This window comes from Pararobbsia alpina, from assembly GCF_902859895.1.
In the GTDB taxonomy this organism is placed as follows: Bacteria; Pseudomonadota; Gammaproteobacteria; order Burkholderiales; family Burkholderiaceae; genus Pararobbsia; species Pararobbsia alpina.
Genome location: NZ_CADIKM010000029.1, coordinates 1 through 25,390, shown reverse-complemented (window position 1 = coordinate 25,390; position 25,390 = coordinate 1). Strand labels below are relative to the sequence as shown.

The following is a 25,390-nucleotide window of genomic DNA, read 5'->3' as shown; positions in this document are numbered from 1 at the left end:
TCACGCTGTTGCCGTATTACTCATCGCTGCCTTGTTGTCGCGCCTTCCGGTTCGAGACGGCGACCGGCGAGACATCCGTGCCAGGCCGTCGCTCTTGCCGCTGCTACTGAATCCGGTTGGTCAGCGTACCGATGCCTTCGATCGACACGCTCATCTCGTCGCCGGGCTGCAGAAACTTCGGCGGCTTGAAACCGATGCCCACACCCGCGGGCGTGCCGGTCGCGATAACGTCGCCAGGCTGCAGCGCGATGACCGCCGACAGCGTCTCGATCAGTGTCGGGATATCGAAGATCAGGTCTGCGGTGTTCGCATCCTGCCGCAGTTCCCCGTTGACTCGGCACTGTATCTTGAGGCGGGTCGCGTCGATCTCGTCGGCGGTCACGATCCACGGGCCCATCGGGCAGAACGTGTCGATCGACTTGCCGAGGAACCACTGGCGGTGGCGCTGCTGGAGATCGCGCGCGGTCACGTCGTTGACGATCGTGTAGCCGTAGATGTGCTCCCAGGCGTGTTCCTTCGCGATGTCCTTGCCGCCCTTGCCGATGACCACCGCGAGTTCGGCTTCATAGTCGAGTTGCGAGGTCACGTTGCGGTGGGCCTGGACCGGCTCGCCGTCGGCGATGACCGTGCTCGGCGCCTTGGTGAAGACCACGGGGAACGGTGGTGCGGCTTCGCCGTCCTTCGCGGAGGTGTCGAAGCCCGAGTCGCCGAATTCCTTCGCATGCTCGTGATAGTTCTTGCCGACACAGAACACATTGCGGCGCGGCAACAGCGGCGCGAGCAACTTCACGCCGTCGAGCGGCTGCCAGTTCACGTTGCCGTTCGGCTTCGCGGCGGGGGGACGATCCGTGGTGTCCGAATTGCGTTCGATCCAAGCGTTCATGTCGGCGCCGAAAGCGGCGCCCGCATCGATCGCATCCGTGTAACGCGTTCCGTCATCGGAAATGGCCACGACGCGCGGCGAGCCGTCCACCTTGATACTCGCAAATCTCATCGAATTGGTCCCAATTGGTTGAATATTTGTTCCAACAGAGTCCAATTTATTCGTTGTTATTCCGAGCGTCAACCTACTATGGTGGTTGATCATGGAAAGTCCCGAGGACTGGCAAGCCATCAGCGCTCCCCAAGCTGGGCTCGGTGATGAAACCAATTGAGACCAATTCGCCCATTCGATAGAATGGTGGCGACTTCAATCGGGGAACAAGAGGATGTCGACGACTCATGAAGCAGACGGCGTAGACGGAGCACTCGCGCTGAAGAGCTCGCTGATCGAAGGTCTGAAGACCGGGCGTTATCTCGCCGGGCAACGCCTGCCGACTGAACGCCAACTCAGCGAGACGTTCCGGATCGCACGTTCCACCGTGCGCCGCGTGATCGGCCAGCTCAAGGAGAAGGGCCTGGTCAGGCAGAGTGTCGGCAGCGGCACTTATGTGTCCGATGAAATCGAGGCATTGCTTGCGAGCGAGCGGCCGTCGCCTCAGCACAATGTGAGTCCGGCCGAGGTCATGGAGGCCCGCCTGGCGCTCGAACCCTCGCTGATCGAACTCGTGGTGCGCAATGCGACGTCGACCGACTTTGCCGAGATCCAGCATTGCGTCGAGCAGGCCGAGGCCGCCGCGACGTTCGAACAGTTCGAGTACTGGGACGGCGCACTGCACCAGCGCATTGCCGAGGCGACGCACAACAATATCGTGCTCGTCGTGTTCGATGCGATCACGCGGGTGCGCGCTTCGAGCGAATGGGGCGCACTCAAGCGCAAGAGCGTCACACCCGAGCGGCGCGCGGCTTATCAGATCGAGCATCGAGCATTGGTCGACGCGCTGGTCGATCGCGATATCGAACGCGCACGCGAAGCGACGATCGCGCACTTGCTGCATGTCCGCAAGAACCTGCTCGGGCACTGAAGCGGCACTACCGGTGGTGAGGCGACGCTTGTCGTACTTCGTCCTGGCGGCTGTCCACCGGCAGTGCATTGTCCACTTCATCGAGCGCGGCGCCATCCTGGTCGAACACATGGAGGTGGTCGAGGTCCATCTCGAACGCGACCGACTCGCCCAGGGCGACCTCGACCGCACCGCGCAGCGAAGCGCGGATCGATTCGCCCGATTGAAGCGTGCCGCTCACGATGGTTTCCGAACCGAGAAACTCGCGGCCCGTGACCGTCACGCGCAGTGCGCCGCGTTCCGACAGCGCGAGATGCTCGGGCCGGATTCCCAGCGTGCAGCGCAGGTCACCCGTGGTCGCCTCCGCGCGCCGCGCGAGCTGAAGCCGCAGGCGGCCGCCGTCGGCCGACACGGAAAAGCGGTCTTCGCTTGACTGGAGCCCGAGGCCGGCAAGCATGTTCATCTGCGGCGAGCCCAGGAAACCCGCGACAAACTGGTTGACCGGCCGCGCGTACAGTTCGGCCGGCGAGCCGACCTGTTCGATGCGGCCGTTGCGCAAGACCACGATCGTGTCGGCCATCGTCATCGCCTCGACCTGGTCGTGCGTGACGTAGACCATAGTCGCCTTGAGCCGCTGATGCAGCGCGACGATCTCGCCGCGCATCTTCACGCGCAACTCGGCATCGAGATTGGACAAGGGCTCGTCGAACAGGAAGGCCTTCGGCTGCTTGACGATTGCACGGCCAATTGCGACGCGCTGGCTTTGCCCGCCTGAGAGTTGCGAGGGCTTGCGATCGAGCAGATGCGAGATCTGCAGGATCTCCGCCGCGCGCTGGATGCGCGGTTCGATCTCGGCCTTGGGCGTCTTCTGGCAGACCAGGCCGAAGCGCAGGTTCTCGTGGATGTTCATATGCGGATAGAGCGCATACGACTGGAACACCATGGCCATGCCGCGTGCCGAAGGCAACAAATGATCGCAGCGGATGCCGTCGAGATGGACTTCGCCCGAACTGACTTCCTCGAGACCCGCGATCATGCGCAGCAGGGTCGATTTGCCGCAGCCCGAGGGCCCGACGAAGACGGTGAACGAGCCGTCTTCGACGACCAGGTCAATGCCGTGGATGACCGCGGTGCTGCCGAAACTCTTGCGAACGGATTTCAGTTCAAGCCGGGCCATGCTGCGCCTCCGTGAAGGTGGGCGTCGCGCTTGCGGCATCGGCGGGAGCGTCGGCGGCATCGCCACGTGCGCACGAGGCATCAACGGTTGCGACGTCAGCATCGCCGGCCGCGGAGGCTTTGCCGTGCCGCTCGATGCGCCGCACGACAAGCCGTTCTCCCGCACGCATGAGCCGCGGCGACGCGAGATGCACGCGCGAGCCTTCGCGCCGCGCGGTCACACCGTCGACCGTGACCTCGCCGTCGAGCGAAGGCAGCGACAGGGAGGCGAGCTGCAATTCACCCCCCTTGACGTAGAGGCTTACCTCCGCACCGTCGACCGTGACGTCGCCCCAGCCCTTGCCGGCCGACCAGGGGAACACGCCGCTCGCATGGCGCGCGGGTCTGAAGCCGATCTCGCCGCGCCGTGCATCGAAGCTCAGACCGAGCCAGGCGTTGACGAGCGCATAACTCGACAATGAACGTGCGTAATAGCTGCCGCACTCGATATCGTTCCATGGATTGCGATTCGAACCGTCATGCCGGGCCCGCGCCGCGCGCACGATCGTGAGGCCCTCGTCGACGAGGCCGCGCATGATCAGGTGCGAGGCCATCATGTACTCGAGTCCGGTCCAGACTTCCTCGGCGTATGGCGCAGGCACGGCGGGCTGGTGGGTGCCTTCGGGCCAGGTGGCCAGCAGCAGGCCTGCGTCGTTCTCGTAGGCATATACGCGGCATGGGTTGAAGTGATCACGCAGCGTCGGGCGGAAATTCTCCCGATAGACCGACTGCAAGGCCGTGCCGACATGCCGGGGATCGACGAGATCGCCAAGACCCGCGAGGTCCGCATGCCATTGGCCGAGCAACTGGTCGGTGAGGCATCCGTCGCCGACCTGATATTTGATCTCTCGATACTCGTCGGACCAGTAGGCTTGCATGAAACTCTCGGCCAGCACACCTGCCGCGCGGTTTTCGTCGAAGGGTTCGAGCAGCGCGCGATTGCCGAGGTCGAGCTTCTGTGTGAACCAGCGTCCATTGAACAGCTCGCAGTCGACGAACTCGCGGCCCTTGTGCGCGATATGTACGAGTTCGCCGGCAAACGCGGGTTCGTCCATCGCCTCGGCCATCTCGGCGCCGGCCTTGAGTGCCGCGAGATACATGCTGGTCAGCCACGAGTTCGGGCCGAACAGTTCCATGTCGAGCGTGTGATGCTGGCGGCCCCAAAGCACGCCTGTCCGCTCAGGGTCCCAGCGATCCGGATTGCCGGGCGACCACGCATAGTCGATCGCGCGCCGGATCGCGGGCCACTGTTGCCGCAGCCACGCATCGTCCCCCGAGTTCTTCCACTCGCGAAAAGCCTTGATAATCGCGCCGAAGTGACCGTCCGCGCAGGGCCCGATCACATCGAAGCCTGAGCCGAGCGGCAGCCGCTGGCGGAAGGTGAGGCCGCCATTGGGTAGCTGGTTGTAGGCGAACTCGGTCTCGCGCAATGTGCGCTCGAGCGCCGGGAACAGGTAGGGCAGCGCCTGCTGGTAATTCCAGACGTGGGTGCAACTACCCTCGCAGGAGCCGTCGTGTTCGTGCTGGCCTTCCCAGCCCCAGAGCTGTCCGCCCTCGAGACGGATCACCGTCGCGCTGCGCAGGATGCCGAGCGTGCCCGAGACGGCGCTGACGATCTCGCGCGGCAGCGACGAGCCGAACAGCGAATCCCTGAACGCGACCGTGCGCGCTTCGAGATCGGGCCAACGCCGCATCGCATCGGCTCCGCTCGCGAGTGCGTCGGCCCATTGCGTCGCGTAGTAGTTCTTCCACGTCGGCGCGCTGCCTTCGTAGAACGGGCTGCCGGGTCCGCGACGATTGAACCAGTAGATGCTGCCGACCGGGTAGTTCCAACTGATCGCGAAACGAACGCGGCGGCGCTCGCCCGGCGCGACCGTCACACGCGCCGCGAGCGTGCCGTGCTCGGGCTGGCTGAACATATTGCGGCTCGCGCGCGGCGCGTCGTAGCTGCGCTCCTTGAGCCGCCCCGCGCGCGCGAACTCACGCCAGTAGAGGCTCAGGCTGTCGAACCATTGCCCGCGGAAGTGATAGTCGACATGCTCGACATCGTCGGCATCCGTCACGATCGCAAGATCGCCGCGTTGTTCGGGCGGCCGGTCGGCATCGGCCGACGTCAGGTGCAGCGCATGCAGGCCGCGGTCTTCGACGAAGCGATGCACGCCGCTGTCGCAGCCGAGATTGCCGAGCGTGCCGCCGATCGTGTAGTCGATCGAGTGATCGCTCGTGTTGGTGACCTCGATCGTGAACATCGCGACGGGCATCGACGAGTCGCGGTCTTCGTGCGGGATGAAGGGGCTCATCGCCGTGAGCCGAACCTGGCCCGGAAAGCGCGTGTCGGTGAATTCGACCTCGGCCACCGGGAAGCGGCCGATGAAGGTCGCCTCCTCGAAATGCGGGACACCCGCGAGCGTATCGCGGTTTGCTCCGAAACCGAAGCCGTCGAACTTGCGCGTAGCCGGCGATCCGGTCGGGTTGCCTTCATAGGGGCCGTTGAGCACGCGCGCATCGAGCAGCACGCCCCTATGTTCGGCCTTGATTGCGAAATGGCTGTAGCCGTTGAATTGATGGATGTCCGGCTTGTTGCGGATGCTCCAGTCGACGAGCCGGCCACTGCCGGTCAGCGACACGCTGCCGGTGCCGATGCCTCCCAGGGGGAACGCAACATACTTGCTCCGTGTGCCCCGGTAGACGAAATCATCGTCCGGGTGGCTGGCGCTGTCCGTGCTAGGACTGGAATCGCTCGCTGCCTCGGGCGCAGTTCCGGCATAGGTGCCGGTGTGCGTTGCACTTCCGCTGGTCTGCCGTGCGGCCTCCGCAACGGTCTTCTGTGTGGCTTCGTCTTGGTGATCCAACATACTGGCTGTCCCTCCGACGTAGGTATCAGTTCTTGATTCCGCTCATTGCGATGCCCTCGATCACGAGCCGCTGGGCGACGAGGAATATCAGCACCACCGGCAGGATGGCCATGCTCATCGCGGCCATCACGAGCGAGAGGTTTCCTGAGCCGATATAGCCCCGCAGCAGATCCATTGCCACGGGCAGGGTCATCGCATCCTGCGGTTCGAGCAGCACGCGCGCCTGGAAGTAGTAGTTCCATGTTTGCGTGAAGGTGATGATGCCGAGCGCAGACAAGGCGGGCCTCAACTGCGGCAGCGAGATGCGCAGGAAGATTTTCACGTAGTTCGCGCCGTCCATCAGTGCCGCTTCCTCGAGCGCCTTCGGCTGCGAGAGCATGAACTGGCGGACCAGGAACACACCGAAGCTCGAGGTCAGGTACATGAGGGCGAGACCGATCGGATGATTGAGCAGACCGGTCTGCGCATAACCGAGATAGATCGGGATGATCGTGACCTGGGCCGGGAACATCAGACCGATCAGCATCACGAAGAACAGGCTGTCGCGCCCGGGGAACTGCAGCCTCGCGAACGCGAATGCCGCGAGCGAACAGGTCACGAGCTGGCCCACCGTCACGAGTACGGCGATTTCGATCGAGTTCCAGTAGATCTCGAGGAAGGGGATCGACGAGGCGAGCACCGCGCGATAGTTCGCGAGATTCAGGTTCGGCGGCAGGAAGCTCGGCGGCATCCGGTAGGTCTCGGCGACCGGCCGGAACGACATGCTGAAGAGCCAGGCGAACGGCAGCAGCATGGCGACGGCGAGCACGGCCATGACCGCGATGATTGAGCGGTCGATCCATTTGACGCTGGCTCGTGTACGCATGATCGAGGTTCCGTCGACAGGAAAGACTGCGGGCAGGCGCCCGGCTATTGATGAACGAGCCGCCGCGAAGCGACGAGTTGCATGGCGGTGATCGCGAGGATCACGAGCGTCATGATCACGGCGATCGATGCGGCATAGCCGATCTCGAAACTGCCGAACGCCTCCTCCACGATCAGGATCGACATCGAGCGCGTCGAGTCGCCGGGGCCACCCTGCGTGAGAATCACGATCGACTCGTAGACCTGCAGCGCGCCGATCGACGCATAGACGATATTGAAGAACACCACCGGCGAAATATAGGGCAGCACGATCCGGAAGAAACGCCGCCAGTAGCTCGCGCCGTCCATGATTGCGGCATCGAGGATGGTGCGCGGCACACCTTGCAACGCCGCGATGAAGATGATCATGAAGAAGCCGGTGTTCTTCCAGACATCCATGATGATGATCGACATCATCGCGGTGCGGCTCGAGGTCAGCCAGTGGACCGGCGTGAAGCCGAGGCTGATCAGGTAGTAGTTGATGATGCCGAGGTCGTCGCCGTAGAAATAGCCCCAGACGATCGAGACGAACGCGGCCGCGATGATCACCGGTAGGAAGTAGGCGAGCCTGAACAGGTAGAGCAGAAAGGCTGGCATCGCACGATTAAGTGCGAGGGCGAGCAGCAGGCCGATGCCGACGTTGAACGTGACCGCGAAGATCGCGAAACGCAGCGTGTTCCAGAAGATCTGCAGCGAACGGTCATCGGTCAGGAAGCGGTGATAGTTGTCGAGACCGACCCACGTCGCACCGGCGAGGGGATCGTAGGCGGTGAAGCTCAGGTAGACCGTGACCAGCACGGGCGCGAGCACGAACGCGAGGTAGAGCACGAACGACGGCATCATGAACAGATAGCCGACACGCGCCTGCGCGCGGCTCAGGTCCGAGCGGCGGCCTGAGGGAGCGGCGAGCGAAGCTTCGCCGGCAAGCACCGGCGGGCGGCCATGGTTGAACGTGCTCATTCGATTGCGCTATTCCTTCTTGGCGGCGAGCCGCTTGAACGAAGCCTGGATCTCTTCATGACAGCGTTTCACCCCTTCCGCGATCGGCATCTCGTCGGCCATCATCGCGTCGTAGTAGCGAATGAAGATCTTCTCGATTTCCTGGAAATTCGCGGGCGAGGGCACCGGCTTCGTGTTCGGCAGCGTCTGGTAGTAGAGGAAGGCGCTCGGCGGAAACTTGAGAAAGCCCGGTGCTTCAGCGGCCGACTTGCGGCCCGGCACGCCGCCGCCGAGTTCGCCTTCTTCCTTCTGCGTTTCAGCACTCGTGAGTTCGGTGATCAGCGCCTCGGACAGCTCCTTGTTCTTCGAAGTCGACGATACGCCATAGCCGCCGAAGCCGATCACCGTCGTGTCGCTGACCTTGGCCGGTGGAATCGCGACATCCATGTCGAGCTTCGCCTTGATCGCGTTCTCGACGATCCAGTGACCACGCGAAATCATCGCGATCTGGCCCGCGAAGAACTGGTTGTCCAGCATGTCCTTGCCCGGAATCGGCGAGACCTTGTCGACCTGGATCAGGTCGTGGAGGAATTGCAGCGACTCGGCGACCTTCGGGTCGAGCATGTTCGACGCGGTCCAATCCGCATTCAAAATCGAGGTACCGTTCGAGAAGAACCACGGCTGCACGAAGAAGAACTGGTTCGGCACTTCATAGCCGTATTGCTTGACGTTGCCCGCCGAGTCCTTGATGGTCAGCTTCTTCGCGGTCTCACGGAAGTCGTTCCAGGTCCAGCCCTGCTTGGGGAGCTCGACACCCGCGCTCTTGAAGAGTGCGCGGTTGTAATTGATCATGATGTTGTTCCAGCCGATCGGGATGAAATACGTGTTTCCCTGATACGAGGCTTGCTGGAACAGGCTCGGTGCGAAGTCGGAGAAGCCGGGGTTTTTCGCGATGTAGTCGTTCAGCGGGATGAACAGCTTGCGTGTCTCGAAGGTGCGGAAGGTCTCGATCGCCGTACCGTACACGTCGTAGGCGCTGTGCGCGTTGTACTGACTCAGCACCTTCGTCACATAGTCGCCCCAGCCGTTCGAGATCGGGTCGATCGACACCTCGACCTTCACGTTCGGATACTTCTGGTTGAAGCGTGCCACCGCATGCTTGATCGCGGTCAATTGGGCATCGCTGCCGAACGCCATGAGCCGCAGATTTCCCGGTGCATTCGATTGTGCGAAGACCGAGGCGGACAAGGCAAGGCCGGCCGAAAGCAAAAAGGCCGACAGAAGGCGTCTCCTCATGACTGCTCCTCCAGAGCGCAGGAGACTGGTGTCCTCGTACCGGGACGCGCCTCCTTGTTTTACGAGTCGTTTGATCTCGATCCGATGCTTGATTCACCGGCTGTCCGAAACGTTTCGATTCACTATAGACAAGAAATCTGGTGGTGCAAGGTGGGGTTTATGCGGGCTTCGTAAAGATCTCGAAAGATTAGTAAACCAAATTGATCAATGCATCGAGAGCGAATCGACACGCGGCAAGAGACTTGCCGGACATGACGATTCCGTGTCAAACGCGGTTGCATATGGAGCGAATCGAGGGGTGTGGCTTTCCCAGGCGGCGGGTATGCGCTCGCTTCCGGGATAGTGTCGAAGCGGGTCCGTGCACCGATGCGAAGGTCTCGACCCCTGCGGAAGACCCGTGCTTGTACGAAACGTTTCGATGCGCTATACCGGTGGCGTTCCCGCCGCGGAAGAATAGCCATGGTCTCCGTTCGCGATGTCGCAAATCGGGCCGGCGTGTCGATCTCAACGGTCTCCGTCGCCCTTAACAATTCGGCTCGCGTTTCCGCCGAGACGTATCGTCGCGTCATGGAGGCCGTCGAGGCCACCGGTTATTCACCGAACAGCATTGCACGCAGCCTGAGGCTCGGACGGACCAACCTGATCGGACTGGTCGTATCGGAAATCACCAACCCGTTTTTTGCGGCGCTCGCGAAGATCATCCAGAGCGAGGCACTGCGTGCGGGCTATAACCTGATCGTCTGCAATTCCGATGAGAACCCGATGCGTGAGCTCGAACTGCTCGACATCCTGCGTGCGCAGCGCGTCGCCGGCATCATCGTGTCGCCGAGTGGACATGATGAAGCTTACCGGCGTGCACTTGGCGGTTTCGCGGATATCCCGCTGGTCACGATCGACCGTTACGTCGAAGGTCTCGATCGGGGTTTCGTCGGTCTCGACAGCTGTCTCGCCGGACGCATGGTCACGCAATATTTGTTGCGCCTCGGCCATCGCGAGATCGCATTCATTGGTGGACCGGAGGGCATTTCATCTGCCGATCAGCGGCTTGCGGGCTTCGGCGAGGCCATGAACGAAGCAGGGCTCGCGGTGGTTCCCGATCTTTGCCGGCACGCCGACTTCCGCGCCGAGACGGCCTATTCGATAGCGCGCGAACTATTGCTGCGGGCGAGGCGGCCTACGGCGTTCGTTGCAGTCAACAACGTGACGATGATCGGGACCCTGCAGGCGATCGAGGACCTGGGTTTCCAATGCCCGTACGACGTCTCGCTTGCGGGCATGGACGAGTTTCCGCTCGCGGGTGTGTTGCGGCCCCGGCTCACGGTCGCCGCGCAACCGATCGACGAAATCGGGCGCCGGGCCGTCGCGTCGTTGCTTGGCAGTGTCGCCCAGCCGAAGGGGACGGTCTTCGAACATCAAGCGGACTTTCTGCCGCCGACCCTGCTGATCGGCGGCTCGTGCCGGGATTTGCGCGATACGCATGGCGAGGCGAGTGTCACCCGGCACTTGGGCGGATAGCCGGTTCGATAGCACGCGTGCTGGCATGCGGGTGCGGGAAACCACGGTGGTGGACGGCCGCGTGCATCAGTATGCTGGACGGCGGCCGCTTGTCCTTCGCTTTCTTCTGGCTTGTTCTTGTCTATCAGCGCTCGGTATCTGCGAAGCCCGGGCAGATCTTCACGGCGGCGTGCAGTCTCAAATAGGCGCATTCGCGCTTACATATCCACATATCAGGATTCGGCCGGCATCATCCGCGCGCCACGTGGTGCGTGGCCCGGGATGCCGGTGTGGCAGGGCAACCGGCGTTTGCCGGTAACGACAGGCCGGGCGGGCAGCGCCGGTCCCAACTGGAGGAAGACACTATGAAGTCATTCGTTTCCCGCAGTCTCGCGATCGCCTCGGCCGTTCTCGCCTGTGCGTTCGGCGGCCAGGCCCATGCGGACGCCGCGCACCCGGTCGTCGCGTTGTTGCCCGGCGTGACCGATCCCTTCTACTTCACCATGCATCGCGGCGCCGAGAAGGCGGCCAAGGAAGAAAACGTCGAGTTGCTGTTCCAGGTTCCCAAGGCATGGAACACCTCCGAACAGGTTCCGATTCTCAAGGCGCTGATCGCCAAGCATCCGGACGTGCTGCTCGTCTCGCCCGTCGACAAGCAGCAACTGATCGGGCCGCTCAAGGAAGCCTTCGACGCGGGCATCAAGATCATCACGGTCGATACCTTTATCGGCGACGGTCATTACCAGACCGGCAAGGGCGATGCGGACTTCCCGCTGTCGTATATCGCCTCGGACAACCTTGAGGGCGGCCGCGTCGCGGCGCGCGCACTTGCGAAGGCGATCGGCGACAAGGGCACGGTCTATTGCGAAAACAACAAGCCCGGCATCTCGAGCACCGACGCGCGTGCGGAAGGCTTTGTCGACGAGATGAAGAAGCATCCGAACATCAAGGTCCTGCAGACGCTCTACAACGAGGACGACGCGAACAAGGCCGCATCCCATATCGCCGCCGTGCTCGCGCGCAACCCTGATCTCGCGGGCGTGTTCGCGGCCAATACATTCTCCGGTGCCGGCGCGGCGCAAGGCGTGAAGTCGGCGGGCAAGCAGGGTGTGATCAAGGTCGTCGTGTTCGACGCGATACCCGGCATCGACCGCGATCTCAAGAGTGGCCTCGTCGATATCGCGATTGCGCAGCGGCCTGACGATATCGGCTACTTCGGCGTGAAGTACGCCGTCGATGCCATTCGTGGCAAGAAGATCCCGGTCTACAAGGGCACGGAGTTCGTGATTCTCGACAAGACCAATATCGACCAGCCCGAGATGCACGCCCATATCTATTCGAACTGATCGTCCATGGCTCATTCACGACTCGACCGGCTTGAGCTGCTCAGCAGGTTCTGGCCCTGGCTGTTTCTCTGCGTGCTGCTGGTGTTTTTTGAAACCTGCGCGCAGGTCTCCGATCACCGCTCGTTCCTGTTGAATGCCTACAACCTCCAGTCGATCGGGCTGGCCGCCGCGGCTCCGCTGCTGCTCGCGCTCGGGCAGACCTTCGTGATCATCACGGCGGGCATCGACCTGTCGGTGGGCTTCGTGATGGGCCTCGCGGCCGTGTGCGTCGCGCAGTCCACGCTCGCGAGCGAGGCCTCGCCGTGGATCCTGTTGTTCTCGATACCCCTGACGATCCTGGTCTGCCTGATACCAGGCTTCGTCAACGGCCTGCTGATCGCGCGGCTCGGGGTACCGGCCTTCATCGGCACGCTCGGCATGTATGGCGTGGCGCGTGGGGCGGGCTTTCTGGCGGCCGGCAGCGGCATGACGGTGTCGGTCAACAATCCGGGGCTCGCCTGGCTCGGCACAGGCTGGACACCGGTCGTGCTGACCGTCGTGTTGCTGATCGTCATGCACTTCATCCTGTCGAAGACGCGGTTCGGCCAATACACGTATGCGATCGGTGGCAATCCGCAGTCGGCGATACGCGCGGGGATCAATGTGCGCCGTCATCTGATGATCGTCTACCTGATCGCGGCGGCGTTTGCGGCGATCGGCGGGATCGTCTACACCGCGCGATTCGCGGCAGGTGTCGCCAATGCGGGCGAACCGATGCTGCTCGATTCGATCGCCGCGGTCGTGATCGGCGGCGCGAGCCTGTTCGGCGGCACGGGCAATGTGATCGGCACGCTGATCGGTGCGCTGATCATCGCGGTGATCCAGTTCGGCCTGGTGTTCATCGACGTCAACGCCTTCTGGCAGTTCATCGTGGTGGGCATCGTGATCATCCTGTCGGTGCTGATCGACCAGTACAAGGATCGTCTTGGAGATGCACGGTGACTACGCCGATTCTCGAAACCCGCGATATCTCGATCCGCTTCGGCGGTGTCGAGGCGCTCAAGCGCGTGTCATTGCAACTCTATCCCGGGGAAGTGCTTGCGCTCGCGGGGGACAACGGTGCGGGCAAGTCGACCCTGATCAAGATCATCTCGGGCGTCTATCACCCGAGCGAGGGCGAACTGCTGTTCAACGGTGCGCCCCTGCAGATGCGCGACCCGCAGGAGGCGCGTGCGCACGGGATCGAAACGATCTATCAGGACCTTGCGCTCGCCGACAATCTTGATGTCGGCAGCAATATCTTCCTCGGACGCGAGCCAACGCGGCGGCAGTTCGGCATGCAAGTCATCGATCGCCTGAAGATGGCGGAGGTCGCTCGCGAAGTGCTTGACCGACTCGACATCGTGATTCCCGAGCACAAGCTGAGGGGGCCGGTGAAGATGCTTTCCGGTGGACAGCGGCAGGCGATTGCGATCGGGCGCGCGATTTACTGGAACGCGCGTGTGCTGATCATGGACGAGCCGACTGCGGCGCTTGGCGTACCCGAGCAGCGCAAGGTAACGGAGCTGATCGGGACGCTCAAGGCACAGGGTGTGGCCGTGCTGCTGATCTCGCACAATCTGCACGACATCTTTGCGGTAGCCGACCGCATCGCCGTGCTGCGGCGTGGCGAGAAGGCCGGCGAGCGCGCCGTGCGAGAGACGAGCGGCGACGAGATCGTGCACCTCATGGTCGGCGACACCTATGCCGATACGCGCGAGACAGGGGCGCACTAAAACACATTACGCAGCCCCGCGCGGCAGTTCAAGTTTGCTCGGCGGCAAATCCGGACCCGATCAGGCATCGGGTCCGGCCGCATGTCAGGCATGCGGTCACAAAGGGCTTACCAGACGCCCTGGTTCTGCATCGACGTCCACGGTTCTGCGGGCGGCAGCGGATCGCCGGCTTGCAGCAATTCGATCGAGATATTGTCGGGTGAGCGCACGAAGGCCATATTGCCGTCGCGGGGCGGCCGGTTGATCGTCACACCGTGTGCCATCAGCTTTTCGCAGGCCTCGTAGATATTCTCGACGCAATACGCGAGATGTCCGAAGTTGCGTCCGCCGTCGTAAGGTTGCGGGTCCCAGTTGAACGTGAGTTCGACCTGCGCATCTTCGTCGCCGGGCGCCGCGAGAAACACGAGCGTAAAGCGGCCCTTCTCGTTCTCGGTCCGGCGGATCTCTTGCAGACCCAGCGCGTCGCGGTAGAAACGCAGAGATTGTTCGATATCGGTGACACGCACCATCGTGTGAAGGTATTTCATGAGCGAAAGCCTGTTGGAGTATTGGGGGGGAAGAACATCGGCGGGAACACACGCCCGCGCGCCATTGTGCCTTAGTACGCAATATTGCATCGGGGCTCGCTTACCCGGGGCAGAGCACCCCTGCGCGTGACCAGGTCGCTGATCTCTTCGGTTTCCAATGTCATGGTTCCCCATCCGGCGCGAAGCGCTCGACCAGGAAGTCGACGAATGCGCGCACGGCGGCCGACGATTGCCGGTGTTGAGGGTAGACCGCGAATACGCCGCCCGCCGCCGGTTCATAGTCCTCGAGCACCTTGACCAAGCGGCCCGATCGGATCGCGTCGCCGACGATGAAGGTCGGCAGCGCAGTGATGCCAAGTCCGGCCAACGCCGCGTCGCGTGCGAGTTCGCCATTGTTGACGCGAATCCTGCCGGTGACCGCCACAGGCCGCGGACGTTCGTGGATCTTGAACAGCCAGTCGACGCTCTTGCTGTGCCCGTACACCAGGCAGTCGTGATGCACGAGCTCATCGGGGGTCTTGGGCTGCCCTCGTCGCGCGAGGTAGGCGGGGCTGCAGCAGGTGAGCATCTCGAACGGCGCGATGCGTCTCGCGATCAGCGACGAGTCAGACAACACGCCGATGCGGATGCCCATGTCGTAACCCTCTCCGACAAGATCGACGAGGCGGTCATTGAGATCGATTTCCAGCGACACTTCCTCGCAACGTTGCAGGAACTCGGGAATCATCGGCCCCAGATGCATCGTGCCGAAGGACATCGGCGCGGTGAGTCGCAAGGTGCCGCGCGGCTGCGCGTTCTCGCTCGTCACGGCACGCTCCGCTTCTTCGACGTCGCCCAGAATCTGCACGACGCGATCGTAGTAGGCACGCCCGACCGGTGTCACCGACAGGCGGCGTGTCGTGCGCACGAGCAGTCTTGCACCGAGATGCTCCTCGAGCGCCATCACGCGCTTGCTGACGAACTGCTTGGACAGCCCCAGGCGTGCCGCCGCGCCCGTGAAGCTCGCTGCATCGACCGCCGCGGCAAAGATCCGCATGTCCTCGAATTGCATGATTGTCGTCACTGTATTGACAGTATTTCCGATTCTAGAGGATTTATTAAACGAATCGTTGACACTACACTGCTTTCATTGCTTGGTCATTTCGTAAGACAGGCTGGACCTAAAAGGGGGCGGGCCTGTTTCGCGTACTGATGCCATCAAGCAGTCTGCAAAGTTATTCAACACCGTTCTCGGAGGTTCAAATGCTTGAAGTTCGCAAGGCGGGCGACCGCGGGGTCGCTGAGCATGGTTGGCTGAGTTCGCGTCACACGTTCTCATTCGGCCACTACCGTGATCCCAAGCAGCAAGGGTTTTCCGACCTGCTGGTGATCAACGACGACCGCGTCGCGGCAGCGGGCGGTTTCGGCCAGCATCCGCACCGCGATATGGAAATCTTCTCGTATGTGCTCGAAGGTGCGCTGGAACACAAGGACTCGATGGGCACGGGCTCGGTGATCCGTCCCGGCGATGTGCAGATGATGAGCGCGGGCACGGGCATCGCGCACAGCGAGTACAACGCCTCGCAAACCGAGGGCGTGCACTTTCTGCAGATCTGGCTGATGCCGGAGAAGAAGGGGGTCGAACCACGCTACCAGCAACAGCATTTCACCGAAGCCGACAAGCGTGGCCGGTTCGCGAAGATCATCTCGCCCGACGGTGCGGACGGTTCACTCGGCGTGTATCAGGATGCGCGCGTGTACGCGGGCCTCTTCGATGGAGCGGAAAGCGCGACGCTCGAACTCGAGCACGACCGCTATGCCTATGCTCAAGTTGCGCGCGGCGGCATCACGGTGAACGGTACCGTGCTCGAGGAGGGCGATGGCGTGCGGGTGCGCGGCGAACGGTCCCTGACGTTCTCGGGCGGTAAGGACGCCGAGGTCCTCGTGTTCGATCTGCGTCCGAACGAGGAACCGATCTGGTAGAGGTCGGCTTCGAGGCCGCCGAGGTGCGGGGTTCAGGCCCCGTCTGAAACATCGGCACCAACGATCTATTGCCACAAGCAATTCGGGTTACATGTATGACGCCATGAACCCGGCGCCTTCACTGGGGACGCGCCGCCAATGGACGGCGCGCGAGCGTTCGTTGTTCGAATGCTCGCGCGCGACCAGAACGACGTGTTCGGCGTGGACTCCAATTGTCGAAACGATAGTCTGGCGAACGTGCTGGGGTGGTCCAAGGTCGCCCCCCCCTTCGTTAACCTACCGTCTATCAGAATCATCGATCCAAACCGTCCATTGCAGCCCGATGGCGCTCCTTGCGAATCGAGGGTGTCCGTTGATATGTCACACCCATCGTCTTCACGCCTGCGCAATCAGACGATTCCAAACAATTCTCGAAGGCACTCACCACGCATCGATAGAGTGCGCTGATATGCCGCACCCATCGTCTTCATGCCTGCGCATTCAGACGATTCCGAATAGTTTTGAGTTTGTGTTGAGCGTCGCGAACTAGTGCCTTCTGACAGTATTCGAGATCGGTTTTCGATATCGTCTGCGGCATCGCTACGTTGTGCAAAAAAAATGAATGATCGTCGTTATCGCCTGGTGTTCAACCAGTGGCGGGGCATGCGGGTGGCCGTGGAAGTAACGGTGCGCGGCGCCGGCAACGCCGGCCAGAGCGAGGCGGCTGCAGTGAGTTCTGCCTCGGGTTTTGCAAGGGGTTCTGCATCGGACTCTGCCTCGCGTTCTGCAGCGGACGCCGCCGCGCGCGGTGCGGCGGTCATGTCAGGGTTCGCACGGCCTCATACCGCGATGCTGCTGCTCGGCGCGATGCCAGCGCTGATGCCCATGATCAGCGAAGCGCAGGTCGTGGCAGCCGGTGCCCATGCGCCGACGGTCATCCCGACCGCCAACGGCATCCCACAGGTCAACATCAGCGCCCCTTCCGGGGCGGGTGTTTCGCAGAATACCTATTCGCAGTTCGACGTGCCGAAATCCGGCGTCGTGCTGAACAACTCGCCGACGATCGTCAACACGCAGCAGGCGGGCTATATCAACGGCAACCCGAATCTCGCGCCGGGCCAGTCCGCGCGGATCATCCTCAATCAGGTCAACAGCTCCTCGCCGACACAGTTGCGCGGCTACCTCGAGGTCGCCGGCAGCAAGGCCGAAGTCGTGGTGGCCAACGGCTCGGGCATCGTGGTCGACGGCGGTGGCTTCATCAACACCACGCGCGGCATCCTGACCACGGGTTCGCCCCTTATCGGCGCGAACGGCGCCGTGACGGGGTTCGATGTGCACGACGGCCAGATTACTGTGCAGGGCGCGGGGCTCAACGCAGCGAATGTTGAGCAGGTCGATCTCATTGCGCGCGCGGTGCGGGCCAATGCAGCCCTCTATGCGAACCAGCTGAACGTGGTCACCGGTGCGAACCACGTCGATCATGAGGCGCTGGCGACGACGCCGCTTGCGGACCTCGCGGACCTCACGGGCCTCGCGGACCTCGCGGGCACTGGCGCGGCACCCGGTGGCGCAGCACCCGGTGTGTCGATCGACGTGGCCCAATTGGGGGGCATGTACGCGAACCGCATTTGGCTCGTCGGCACCGAAAAAGGCGTAGGCGTGTCGCTCGCCGGCATCGCGGCTGCGCAGGCCGGCGACCTGACGCTCACCACGGAGGGCAAGCTGGTGCTCACCGGCAAGACCCAGGCGAGCGGCAACCTGATGCTGTCCGCGCACGACGGCATCGACAACAGCGGCACGACTTACGCGCAGCAAGCGGTCTCGGTCAGCACGGCCGGTGACCTGACCAACCGCGGCACGCTCGCGGCGCAGCAGAACACGACCGTGAACGCGAACAATGTCGCATCGATGGGCACGCTCGGCGCCGGCATCCACAGCGATGGCTCGATCGCACCGATCACCCAGGGCGGCGACCTGACGGTGATCGCGCGCGGCACCCTCTCAGCGACGGGCCACAACGCGGCGGCTGGCCACGCCACACTCTCCGGCGCAGCGCTCAATCTCGCGGGCAGCCAGACCTCAGCGAATGGCCATCTTGCGCTCACGGCACGGGGTGGCCACCTCAGCGGCGAGCTCAATCTCGCAAACGCGACGACGACCGCGGGCGGCGCACTGTCGGCCCACGCGAGCGGCGACTTGATCAACCGCAACGGGGCGATTCGCCAGTACGGGCAGGCTGACCAGACCTTGTCCGCCGATGGTGTGCTGGACAATACCGGTGGCACGGTGGCGAGTCACGCGGCGAACCTCACCGTGTCGGCGCAGACACTCTTCAATCACAGCGGCTCGATCCAGCATGCGGGCACCGGCACGCTGAACGTGACGGCTGCGCGCGCCGCATCGAGCGTGGGCGGTCAGGTCGCCACCCACGGCGCGCTCACCCTGCAAGCCGCCAGTCTCGACAACACGAACGGCAAACTGACCGCGCAAGGCGCCGCGCGGATCAACGCGGCCTCGGGCATCGTCAACCGAAGCGGCACGCTCTATGGTCACGATGGCCTGACGGTATTCACACAGGGCGCATTGGACAACACATTGGGCTCCGCCCAGACGGTGGGCACGCTATCCGTCACGGCGGGCGAGACCCTGACCAATACCCAGGGCACGCTCTACGCGAATGGCGCGCACGGCAAGCTCGATGTGTCGGCGGGCCGCCTCGACAACACCTCAGGCAAGCTGACAAACGCGGGCAATCGCGCCACGACCGTGTCCTCGGCCACCGGTATCGTCAACACCGGCGGCACACTTGGCGGCAATGGCGACGTGACGGTGAACGCGCAGGATCTCGTCAATACGGAGGGCGCGCAGCTCATTGGCGCAGGCGCCACGAAGCTAAACATCGCGCGCCGCGTGAACAACGCAGGCGGCACGATCTTCGGCGGTACCGCCCTAATGCTGAACTCCTCGGGTGCCATCGTCACGAACGAAGGCGGGGCGATTGCGGGCGGCCAGGACGTGTCGCTTCAGGTGGCGTCGCTGTCGAACCCGGGTGGCACGATCCGCGCGAACCGCGACATCACCGCCAGCGGCGCGATGACGGGCGCCGGCGAGATGACCGCCGGGCGGAACCTGGCACTGAACGTCGCGGGCGACTACACGAACGATGCCGCGAACCGCCTGCATGCGGATGGCGACATGAGCGTTTCCGCCACCGGCACACTGACGAACACCGGCACGCTCGCCGCGACCGGAGCACTGCGCGCCAGCGGCGCGAACGTCATCAATGCAGCGGGCGCAGACATCCACTCGTTCTCGACCACGCTCAACGCGGCGGGCACCCTGACCAACGCCGGGCGCCTCGAGGGTGAGACGGTCACGACAACGAGCGCGACGCTCGCGAACACGGGCACGGTGATCGGCAACGCGCTGCAGGTAAACGCGACGGATGTGCAGAACACGGGCGTGGCGGCCGTGATGGCCGGTGCACAGAGCGTCAAGATCCATGCATCGAACTCGGTCTCGAACACCGATGGCGCACTGATCTATAGCGCGGGCGATCTCGAGATCGCCAAAGACGGTACGCGCGAGCCCGCAGGGACTGCTTCCGACCCTGCCTCCGACCCTGCACCCGGGCTGCTTGCGAACCAGACGGGCACACTCACGAACCGCGCGGCCAGCATCGAGGCGGAGGGCGACATCGACATCGCCGCGCACACGGTCGAGAACATCCGCACCGGTGTGCTCACGCAGGCGGGCACGCCGCAGGTGAGCAGCAAGACGCTGACGATCTGGACCGCGGGCATCCCGATTGGCGATCTGCTGAACAGTCATCGCAGCGACACGTTCTCGCAGTGGAACTGGACGAAGGACCGCGCCCCGCTGAAGGCCGAAATCGTCGGCAGGCTCGCGACACCGATCCGTGTCACGGTACCGAAATCGCAGGTCACGAATCTCGATACGACGGCGCAGACCTTCTCACTCACGCAGCCGCTCACGGAGCACTACAAAGACCGCTCGCAAACGAAAGAGGTCTGCCACGTGCGGGGTGCCTGCACCAGGCGGCCCGTGGCGCAGACCCGGCCCATCGCGACGAACCCGACCCAGTGGTACGAGCGCCTCACCGAGCACGGCGACACCTACACGTTCACCTTCTGGCCGGACTTCGACCCGAACCGGCACATCCGGCCGGACCAGGTCAAGACGCGCTTTGACCTCGGACCCGACTCGCACGACTACAGCGAGATTTCGCGCACGGTGCACACGACGGCCACCTCCGACGCGCTCGTGAGTGCGGGCCGCGCGGCACGGATCCAGGCCCAGGGCGCGATCCGCCTCCAGGCCGACGGGGGCCGCATTGACAACCAGTCCTCGGTGATGGCCGCCGGGGGCGATCTGGTGCGGCGGGCAAGCGGCGGCAGCGTCAGCGATTCGGGCACGGTGCTCCAGCAGACGCTCACACAGCACGCGCAGTCGAGCTTCTACTGGCACCAGAAACGGGGTGGCAGCACCGACACGCAGCGCGTTGACACGGGCATCACGCAGTCGAGCACGACCGTCGATGCGCTGCCCGCGATCGCCGCGTCGAACCAGGACGTGCAGACGCACGCGCAACACATCACCGTGCGTTCGGTGGACCGCCAGGGACAGACCGTCGCCGGCTCGGGTGTGACGGGCGTAGCGGACGTAACGGACGTAACGGGCATAACGGACGTTCCGGGCATAGCGGACGGCCGCGCCGACGGCGCCCAGTCGGGCGCGATCAGTGGCCCGTTGACCCGTCCGCAGACAATCGGCACGGCGACGGGCGGTTTGCCGAACCTCACGCTACCGGTCAATGGCCTTTACACCTATCACCCCGCGCCCGACGCCACGTATCTGATCGCGACCGACCCACGCTTCACACAGGCCGGCCGCTTCCTGTCGAGCGACTACCTGCTCGGGCAACTGGGCCTCGACCCGCAGAAGACGGTCAAACGTCTGGGCGACGGCCTCTATGAGCAACGGCTGATCCGGGACCAGGTGACGCACCTGACGGGCCGCCCCTTCCTCGCGGGCTACACCGACCCCTTTGCCCAATACACCGCGCTGATGAACCGCGGTGTCGCGTACGCGAAAACGTTCGACCTCGAACCGGGCCTCGCGCTCACGCCCGCTCAGATGCGGCAACTGACGACCGACATGGTGTGGCTCGTGGCACAGGACGTGACGCTGCCCGATGGCTCGCATCAGACGGTGCTCGTGCCGCAGGTGTATCTCGCGCAGTCCAACTCGGTCGAGCTGACGCGCAGCGGCGCACTCGTCGCCGGTGGCCGCGTGAACCTGAACGCGAGTGGCGAGGTGGACAACAGCGGGCACGTCCTCAGCGATCTCGCGACGACCGTGGTCGGTCACACCATCACGAATAGCGGCATCCTGGACAGCGCGGGCTCGACGATCGTGGCGGCCGGCGAGGACGTGCGCAACACGAGTGGCCGCACCGGGGGCGACGAGGTGCGCGTGCAGGCCGGTCGCGATGTCATCCATGAGACGCGCACCGAGGGCGTATCGAAGTCGTTCGGCTCGAACACCCTGACCGGCCGGGTCACGGGAACCGGCGTCCACGCGATCGGCACGATCTCGGCGACGAACCGCGCCACCGTTCTGGCGGGCCGCGACGTGAGCCTGTCCGCTGCGACGATCCAGGCCGGCGGCCACGCGACGATCGGCGCTGGCCGGGATCTGAACATCGAGACGACAACGCTCACGAGCACGCAGGACGTGCAGACACGCGACGGGCTGAACGGCGGGCACGATCGGCTTACGCAGAACCTGGGGAGCGCCCTTCTCGCGGGCGGCGATCTGACGACGCGATCGGGCCGCGATACCACGCTCACGGGTGCCACCGTGTCGGCGGGTGGTCATGCGACGCTGGTCGCGGGCCAGGACCTGACGGTGACGGCCGCCAAGGACAGGCACACGCACGACGCACGTTCGATGGGCGGTGAGCTGTCGCATCACACCCGTTCAAGCGATGACGAAACGGTCCAGGGGGCGCGTGTCGAGGCGGGGGGCAACGTCACACTGGCGGCCGGCCAGAGCGCAACGGGCAAGCTCACGATCCTCGGCTCGACCGTCGCGACAGACTCCGGCGCAGTCGAACTCGTCTCGAGTGGAGATGTGACGCTTGGCCGCGTAGCGCAGACGCACGATGCGCAAGGCTGGTCGGAACACCATCATGCGGGGTTCCTGTCGAGAGCCAAGACGACGGACACCACCCGTTCGCATCAGGTGAGCGCGATCGGCTCGACCGTCTCGGGTGAGTCGGTCACGGGCGCGGCCGCTCACGACCTGACCATCAGCGGCTCGACCGTCGCGGCCACGCAGGATGTGAGACTGGCGGCGGCGCACACCCTGCGCCTCGCCCCCTCGCAAGACACGCGCGCGAGTAGCCACTTCCATCAGGAGCTGAAAACCGGCCTCGGTAGTGCGGGCGGTGTCGGTATCTCCTACGGCAGGGTCGACCAGCAGGGCACGACGCACGATAGTGCGCTTACGCAGAACGGCAGTCTGGTGGGCAGCACGGACGGCAGCGTGCATCTGTCGGCAGGGCGTGACCTGCATGTCACGGGCAGCGACCTGATCGCGGCGAAAGACGTGAGCGGCACGGGCGCGAACGTGACGATCGATGCGGCGACCGACACGATGCACCACGACGAGACGCATGAGGTGAAGCAACGCGGCTTCACGCTCGCGCTGAAAGCCCCTGTCCTTGACGGGCTGTCGAACACGGTGGGTCAGGCGCACGCGGCAAGCCGCAGTCAGGACAGCCGCGCGGCGGCGCTCCATGGGATGGCAGCAGCCAGCGGCGCGGTCGATGTGGTCGGTACGGGCGGCGCCGCGGCTGGCGCCCTGGCGAACGGACACCCTCCTGAAGCGAAGCTTGAGCTGAGCTACGGCAGCAGCCACAACACGAGCACGTTCGCCCAAGATTCGACCACGAGCAAGGGTTCGTCGGTCACGGCGGGTGGCACGGCCGCGTTCGTGGCCACCGGTGGCGGCGCATCGAGCAACAGCATGGGCAACACTGGCAACGGTGGCGACACCAGTGTTGGCAGCGGCGATGTCACGATTGCCGGTTCGAACGTGAACGCGAACGATATCGTGCTGTCGGCGAGGAATCAGGTCAGTCTTCATAACACGACGGATACCGATTCGACGCGCAGCACGAATGCGTCGAGTAGCGCGAGCGTCGGGGTGTCGTATGGCACACAGGGCCTGGGTGTATCGGCGTCGGGGTCGAAAGCGCACGGCGACGACAGCAGCGACGCCGCGATGCAGAACAACACGCACGTCAAGGGCGCGAACAGCGTACAGATTGTCTCGGGTGGCGACACGAACCTCATCGGCGCGCACGTGAGCGGCAGGCAGGTCACGGCCGACATCGGCGGCAACCTGACCATCGCGAGCGTGCAGGATACGGCGACCAGCCGTGCCGATCAGGAAAGCTCGGGCGGAAGCTTCAGCATCAGCCAGGGTGGCGGCAGTGCGAGCTTCAGCCGCACGAGCGGCAACGCGAACGGCCGCTATGCGGGCGTGAATGTACAGGCTGGGATTCACGCCGGTTCAGGTGGGTTCGACATCACCGTCCAGGGCAATACGGACCTGAAAGGGGGCGACCATCGCGAGCGAGGCGGATGCGGCGAGGAACACGCTTTCGACGGGAACGCTGTCCTTCTCCGATATGGCAAACAGTTCGAGTTACAACGCGAAAAGTGGTGGCTTGAGCGCGGGGGCGTCGGTCGGTGATGGCGGCAACAACTATGCAACGACTGGCACTGGTTCGGTACATAACGCGGGCGGCATCACGCCCTCGCTCAGTCAGCACGACAGCGGTAGCGACAGCGCTATGACGAAAAGCGGCATCAGCGCAGGCACCCTTAGCGTGATGGATTCCGCGCACCTGACGCAGGACGTGGCGAGCCTGAACCGTGACGCGTCGAACGCGAACGGTATGGTGGCGAAGACGCCGAACGCGAATACCCTCCTGGACAATCAGGCCGACATAATGGCGGCAGCGAGCGCGGCCGGGGAGTCGATCGTGAAGCGCATCGGCGAGTATGCGGATAGCAAGCGAGATACGGCCAATGCAGCAGCCGAACAGGCCGAAACGGAAGGTAATTCCGAACTGGCTGCGAGGTACAGGCACGAAGCGAAGGATTGGGACGAAGGTGGTACGAGCCGCGTGGCGCTACATACTGGGGGAGGCGCGTTGATTGCCGGTCTTGGCGGCGATAGTGCGCTTGCAGGTGCGGCAGGTGCAGGTGCGGCGGCAACGCTCGCAGGCGATCTGAACCAGCTCGCTGATTCGACCAAAGGTGACAGTGACTCCAATTCAGGCCTGATGGCGGGCAATATTGCGGCGAATGTCCTTGCTGGATGGGGCGGCGCACTCGTGGGCGGCAATTCGGGTGCGTTCACGGCGGCGAATGCAGACCTGTATAACAGGAGCGCTGGCAATGGCAGCGGCCAAGGAAGCACGGCCAATTCGGCACTAGGATGGATCGGCGAGCAGTTTGCGAGCGGGGCACGCGGCGCGGTGAACATGGCCAATCAATTCGCAGCGTTGGTGAACGCGAATGGTCCACAGGGACCGCAAGTCAACCCAGACGAGCTGAACGGACCGTGGGGAAACTCGAAACCGCCTGCGATTGGTGGGTCAGCGATTCCGGTTGCGGTATGCGCGCCGCCGGTGTGCGCTGTGGTGCCGATCGCGACACAGGGGACGCCAACGTACCTACCCGGCCATGCGACCATTGTTAACGCACAAGGCGATAGCGTCAAGGCTACCGGGGGCGGCCAGTTCGATGCCTCCGTACCAATGGGCAGCAAGAGTAACCAGTTCAATCAACCGAAAAATCCATCGTATCAGCCTGTCCGCAACGAGGCGGCGAATGTTGACGGAACCGATTTTTCAGGGCACGCGCTCGACCGGATGCAAGATCGAGGACTTACGCCATCTGTAATTCAGAATGCAATTGACAATGGCGTCGCGACGCCAAGTCGAGGCGGCACGGCAATTCACTATGATTCGGTTAACAATGTGTCGGTGGTCACAAACAGCGTTGGCAGGGTCGTTACGGTTAAGTACATCTCGTTATACACATCTTGACTGGCGAGTCTCGGTCGCGAAAAAGCGTGTTTACTTTCAATGACATAGAGCGGCGCTTGTAAACTGGCGGCGGATCGCGTTTACTCTCT

General features: G+C 63.6%; 15 protein-coding genes and 1 pseudogene. 8 read left to right on the top strand and 8 right to left on the bottom strand.

Annotated features, from left to right (window positions below):
* Nucleotides 1–103 precede the first annotated feature (103 nt).
* Complete coding sequence (locus HV670_RS21720) at nt 104–994, bottom strand: fumarylacetoacetate hydrolase family protein (protein WP_175106967.1); 891 nt, start codon at nt 992–994, stop codon at nt 104–106.
* 214 nt (nt 995–1,208) lie between these two features.
* On the opposite strand from HV670_RS21720, the gene HV670_RS21715 reads away from it, so the two are divergent.
* Nucleotides 1,209–1,904 carry a FadR/GntR family transcriptional regulator gene (locus HV670_RS21715; protein WP_175106965.1) on the top strand — a complete coding sequence of 232 codons (696 nt, stop codon included), beginning with the start codon at nt 1,209–1,211 and terminating at the stop codon, nt 1,902–1,904.
* A 7-nt stretch (nt 1,905–1,911) separates the two neighbouring features.
* On the opposite strand, the gene HV670_RS21710 is transcribed toward HV670_RS21715, so the two are convergent.
* Genes HV670_RS21710 through HV670_RS21690 form a run of 5 tightly spaced genes read right to left on the bottom strand, consistent with a single transcriptional unit; the run spans nt 1,912 to nt 9,091 of the window.
* The gene (locus tag HV670_RS21710; protein WP_175106964.1) at nt 1,912–3,060 is read right to left on the bottom strand and encodes an ABC transporter ATP-binding protein; all 1,149 of its coding nucleotides are present in this window, start codon (nt 3,058–3,060) and stop codon (nt 1,912–1,914) included.
* Entirely contained in the window at nt 3,047–5,953 is a 2,907-nt protein-coding gene (locus tag HV670_RS21705) for a GH116 family glycosyl-hydrolase (RefSeq protein ID WP_175106963.1), read from the bottom strand. Before HV670_RS21705 ends, HV670_RS21710 begins: the two co-directional genes overlap by 14 nt.
* 25 nt (nt 5,954–5,978) lie before the next feature.
* Entirely contained in the window at nt 5,979–6,818 is an 840-nt protein-coding gene (locus HV670_RS21700) for a carbohydrate ABC transporter permease (protein WP_175106962.1), read from the bottom strand.
* Nucleotides 6,819–6,862: 44 nt separating this feature from the next.
* Nucleotides 6,863–7,816 (bottom strand): carbohydrate ABC transporter permease, encoded by a 954-nt coding sequence (locus HV670_RS21695; protein ID WP_175106961.1) that lies wholly within the window; start codon nt 7,814–7,816, stop codon nt 6,863–6,865.
* A 9-nt stretch (nt 7,817–7,825) separates the two neighbouring features.
* Entirely contained in the window at nt 7,826–9,091 is a 1,266-nt protein-coding gene (locus HV670_RS21690; protein ID WP_175106960.1) for an ABC transporter substrate-binding protein, read from the bottom strand.
* A 459-nt stretch (nt 9,092–9,550) separates the two neighbouring features.
* Between HV670_RS21690 and HV670_RS21685 the strand changes: the two genes are divergently transcribed.
* The 4 genes from HV670_RS21685 to HV670_RS21670 all read left to right on the top strand — a co-directional run bounded on the left by HV670_RS21685 (nt 9,551) and on the right by HV670_RS21670 (nt 13,685).
* A complete protein-coding gene (locus HV670_RS21685; RefSeq protein ID WP_175106959.1) occupies nt 9,551–10,606 on the top strand; it encodes a LacI family DNA-binding transcriptional regulator in 1,056 nt (351 codons plus the stop codon).
* A 344-nt stretch (nt 10,607–10,950) separates the two neighbouring features.
* Nucleotides 10,951–11,931 carry an ABC transporter substrate-binding protein gene (locus HV670_RS21680; protein ID WP_175106957.1) on the top strand — a complete coding sequence of 327 codons (981 nt, stop codon included), beginning with the start codon at nt 10,951–10,953 and terminating at the stop codon, nt 11,929–11,931.
* A 6-nt stretch (nt 11,932–11,937) separates the two neighbouring features.
* Complete coding sequence (locus HV670_RS21675; protein ID WP_175106956.1) at nt 11,938–12,912, top strand: ABC transporter permease subunit; 975 nt, start codon at nt 11,938–11,940, stop codon at nt 12,910–12,912.
* Nucleotides 12,909–13,685, top strand: coding sequence for an ATP-binding cassette domain-containing protein (locus HV670_RS21670; RefSeq protein ID WP_175106953.1), 777 nt, complete (start codon nt 12,909–12,911; stop codon nt 13,683–13,685). Before HV670_RS21675 ends, HV670_RS21670 begins: the two co-directional genes overlap by 4 nt.
* A gap of 107 nt (nt 13,686–13,792) precedes the next feature.
* On the opposite strand, the gene HV670_RS21665 is transcribed toward HV670_RS21670, so the two are convergent.
* Complete coding sequence (locus HV670_RS21665) at nt 13,793–14,212, bottom strand: VOC family protein (RefSeq protein WP_175106951.1); 420 nt, start codon at nt 14,210–14,212, stop codon at nt 13,793–13,795.
* 160 nt (nt 14,213–14,372) lie between these two features.
* A complete protein-coding gene (locus tag HV670_RS21660) occupies nt 14,373–15,263 on the bottom strand; it encodes a LysR family transcriptional regulator (protein WP_217478488.1) in 891 nt (296 codons plus the stop codon).
* 191 nt (nt 15,264–15,454) lie between these two features.
* Between HV670_RS21660 and HV670_RS21655 the strand changes: the two genes are divergently transcribed.
* From HV670_RS21655 to HV670_RS31180, 3 genes and pseudogenes are all read left to right on the top strand, one after another.
* A complete protein-coding gene (locus HV670_RS21655) occupies nt 15,455–16,174 on the top strand; it encodes a pirin family protein (RefSeq protein WP_175106949.1) in 720 nt (239 codons plus the stop codon).
* 597 nt (nt 16,175–16,771) lie between these two features.
* Nucleotides 16,772–23,876, top strand: a pseudogene (locus HV670_RS21650) (two-partner secretion domain-containing protein); the annotation flags it as partial.
* Between the two features lie 267 nt (nt 23,877–24,143).
* A complete protein-coding gene (locus HV670_RS31180; protein ID WP_246257803.1) occupies nt 24,144–25,301 on the top strand; it encodes a DUF4258 domain-containing protein in 1,158 nt (385 codons plus the stop codon).
* Nucleotides 25,302–25,390: the final 89 nt, after the last annotated feature.

Coding starts and splice junctions, on each gene's coding strand:
- HV670_RS21690 (WP_175106960.1), bottom strand. CDS start 9,091: ATGAGGAGACGCCTTCTGTCGGCCTTTTTGCTTTCGGCCGGCCTTGCC.
- HV670_RS21700 (WP_175106962.1), bottom strand. CDS start 6,818: ATGCGTACACGAGCCAGCGTCAAATGGATCGACCGCTCAATCATCGCG.
- HV670_RS21655 (WP_175106949.1), top strand. CDS start 15,455: ATGCTTGAAGTTCGCAAGGCGGGCGACCGCGGGGTCGCTGAGCATGGT.
- HV670_RS21680 (WP_175106957.1), top strand. CDS start 10,951: ATGAAGTCATTCGTTTCCCGCAGTCTCGCGATCGCCTCGGCCGTTCTC.
- HV670_RS21660 (WP_217478488.1), bottom strand. CDS start 15,263: ATGCAATTCGAGGACATGCGGATCTTTGCCGCGGCGGTCGATGCAGCG.
- HV670_RS21665 (WP_175106951.1), bottom strand. CDS start 14,212: ATGAAATACCTTCACACGATGGTGCGTGTCACCGATATCGAACAATCT.
- HV670_RS21675 (WP_175106956.1), top strand. CDS start 11,938: ATGGCTCATTCACGACTCGACCGGCTTGAGCTGCTCAGCAGGTTCTGG.
- HV670_RS21705 (WP_175106963.1), bottom strand. CDS start 5,953: ATGTTGGATCACCAAGACGAAGCCACACAGAAGACCGTTGCGGAGGCC.
- HV670_RS21710 (WP_175106964.1), bottom strand. CDS start 3,060: ATGGCCCGGCTTGAACTGAAATCCGTTCGCAAGAGTTTCGGCAGCACC.
- HV670_RS21720 (WP_175106967.1), bottom strand. CDS start 994: ATGAGATTTGCGAGTATCAAGGTGGACGGCTCGCCGCGCGTCGTGGCC.
- HV670_RS31180 (WP_246257803.1), top strand. CDS start 24,144: ATGGTGGCGAAGACGCCGAACGCGAATACCCTCCTGGACAATCAGGCC.
- HV670_RS21715 (WP_175106965.1), top strand. CDS start 1,209: ATGTCGACGACTCATGAAGCAGACGGCGTAGACGGAGCACTCGCGCTG.
- HV670_RS21695 (WP_175106961.1), bottom strand. CDS start 7,816: ATGAGCACGTTCAACCATGGCCGCCCGCCGGTGCTTGCCGGCGAAGCT.
- HV670_RS21685 (WP_175106959.1), top strand. CDS start 9,551: ATGGTCTCCGTTCGCGATGTCGCAAATCGGGCCGGCGTGTCGATCTCA.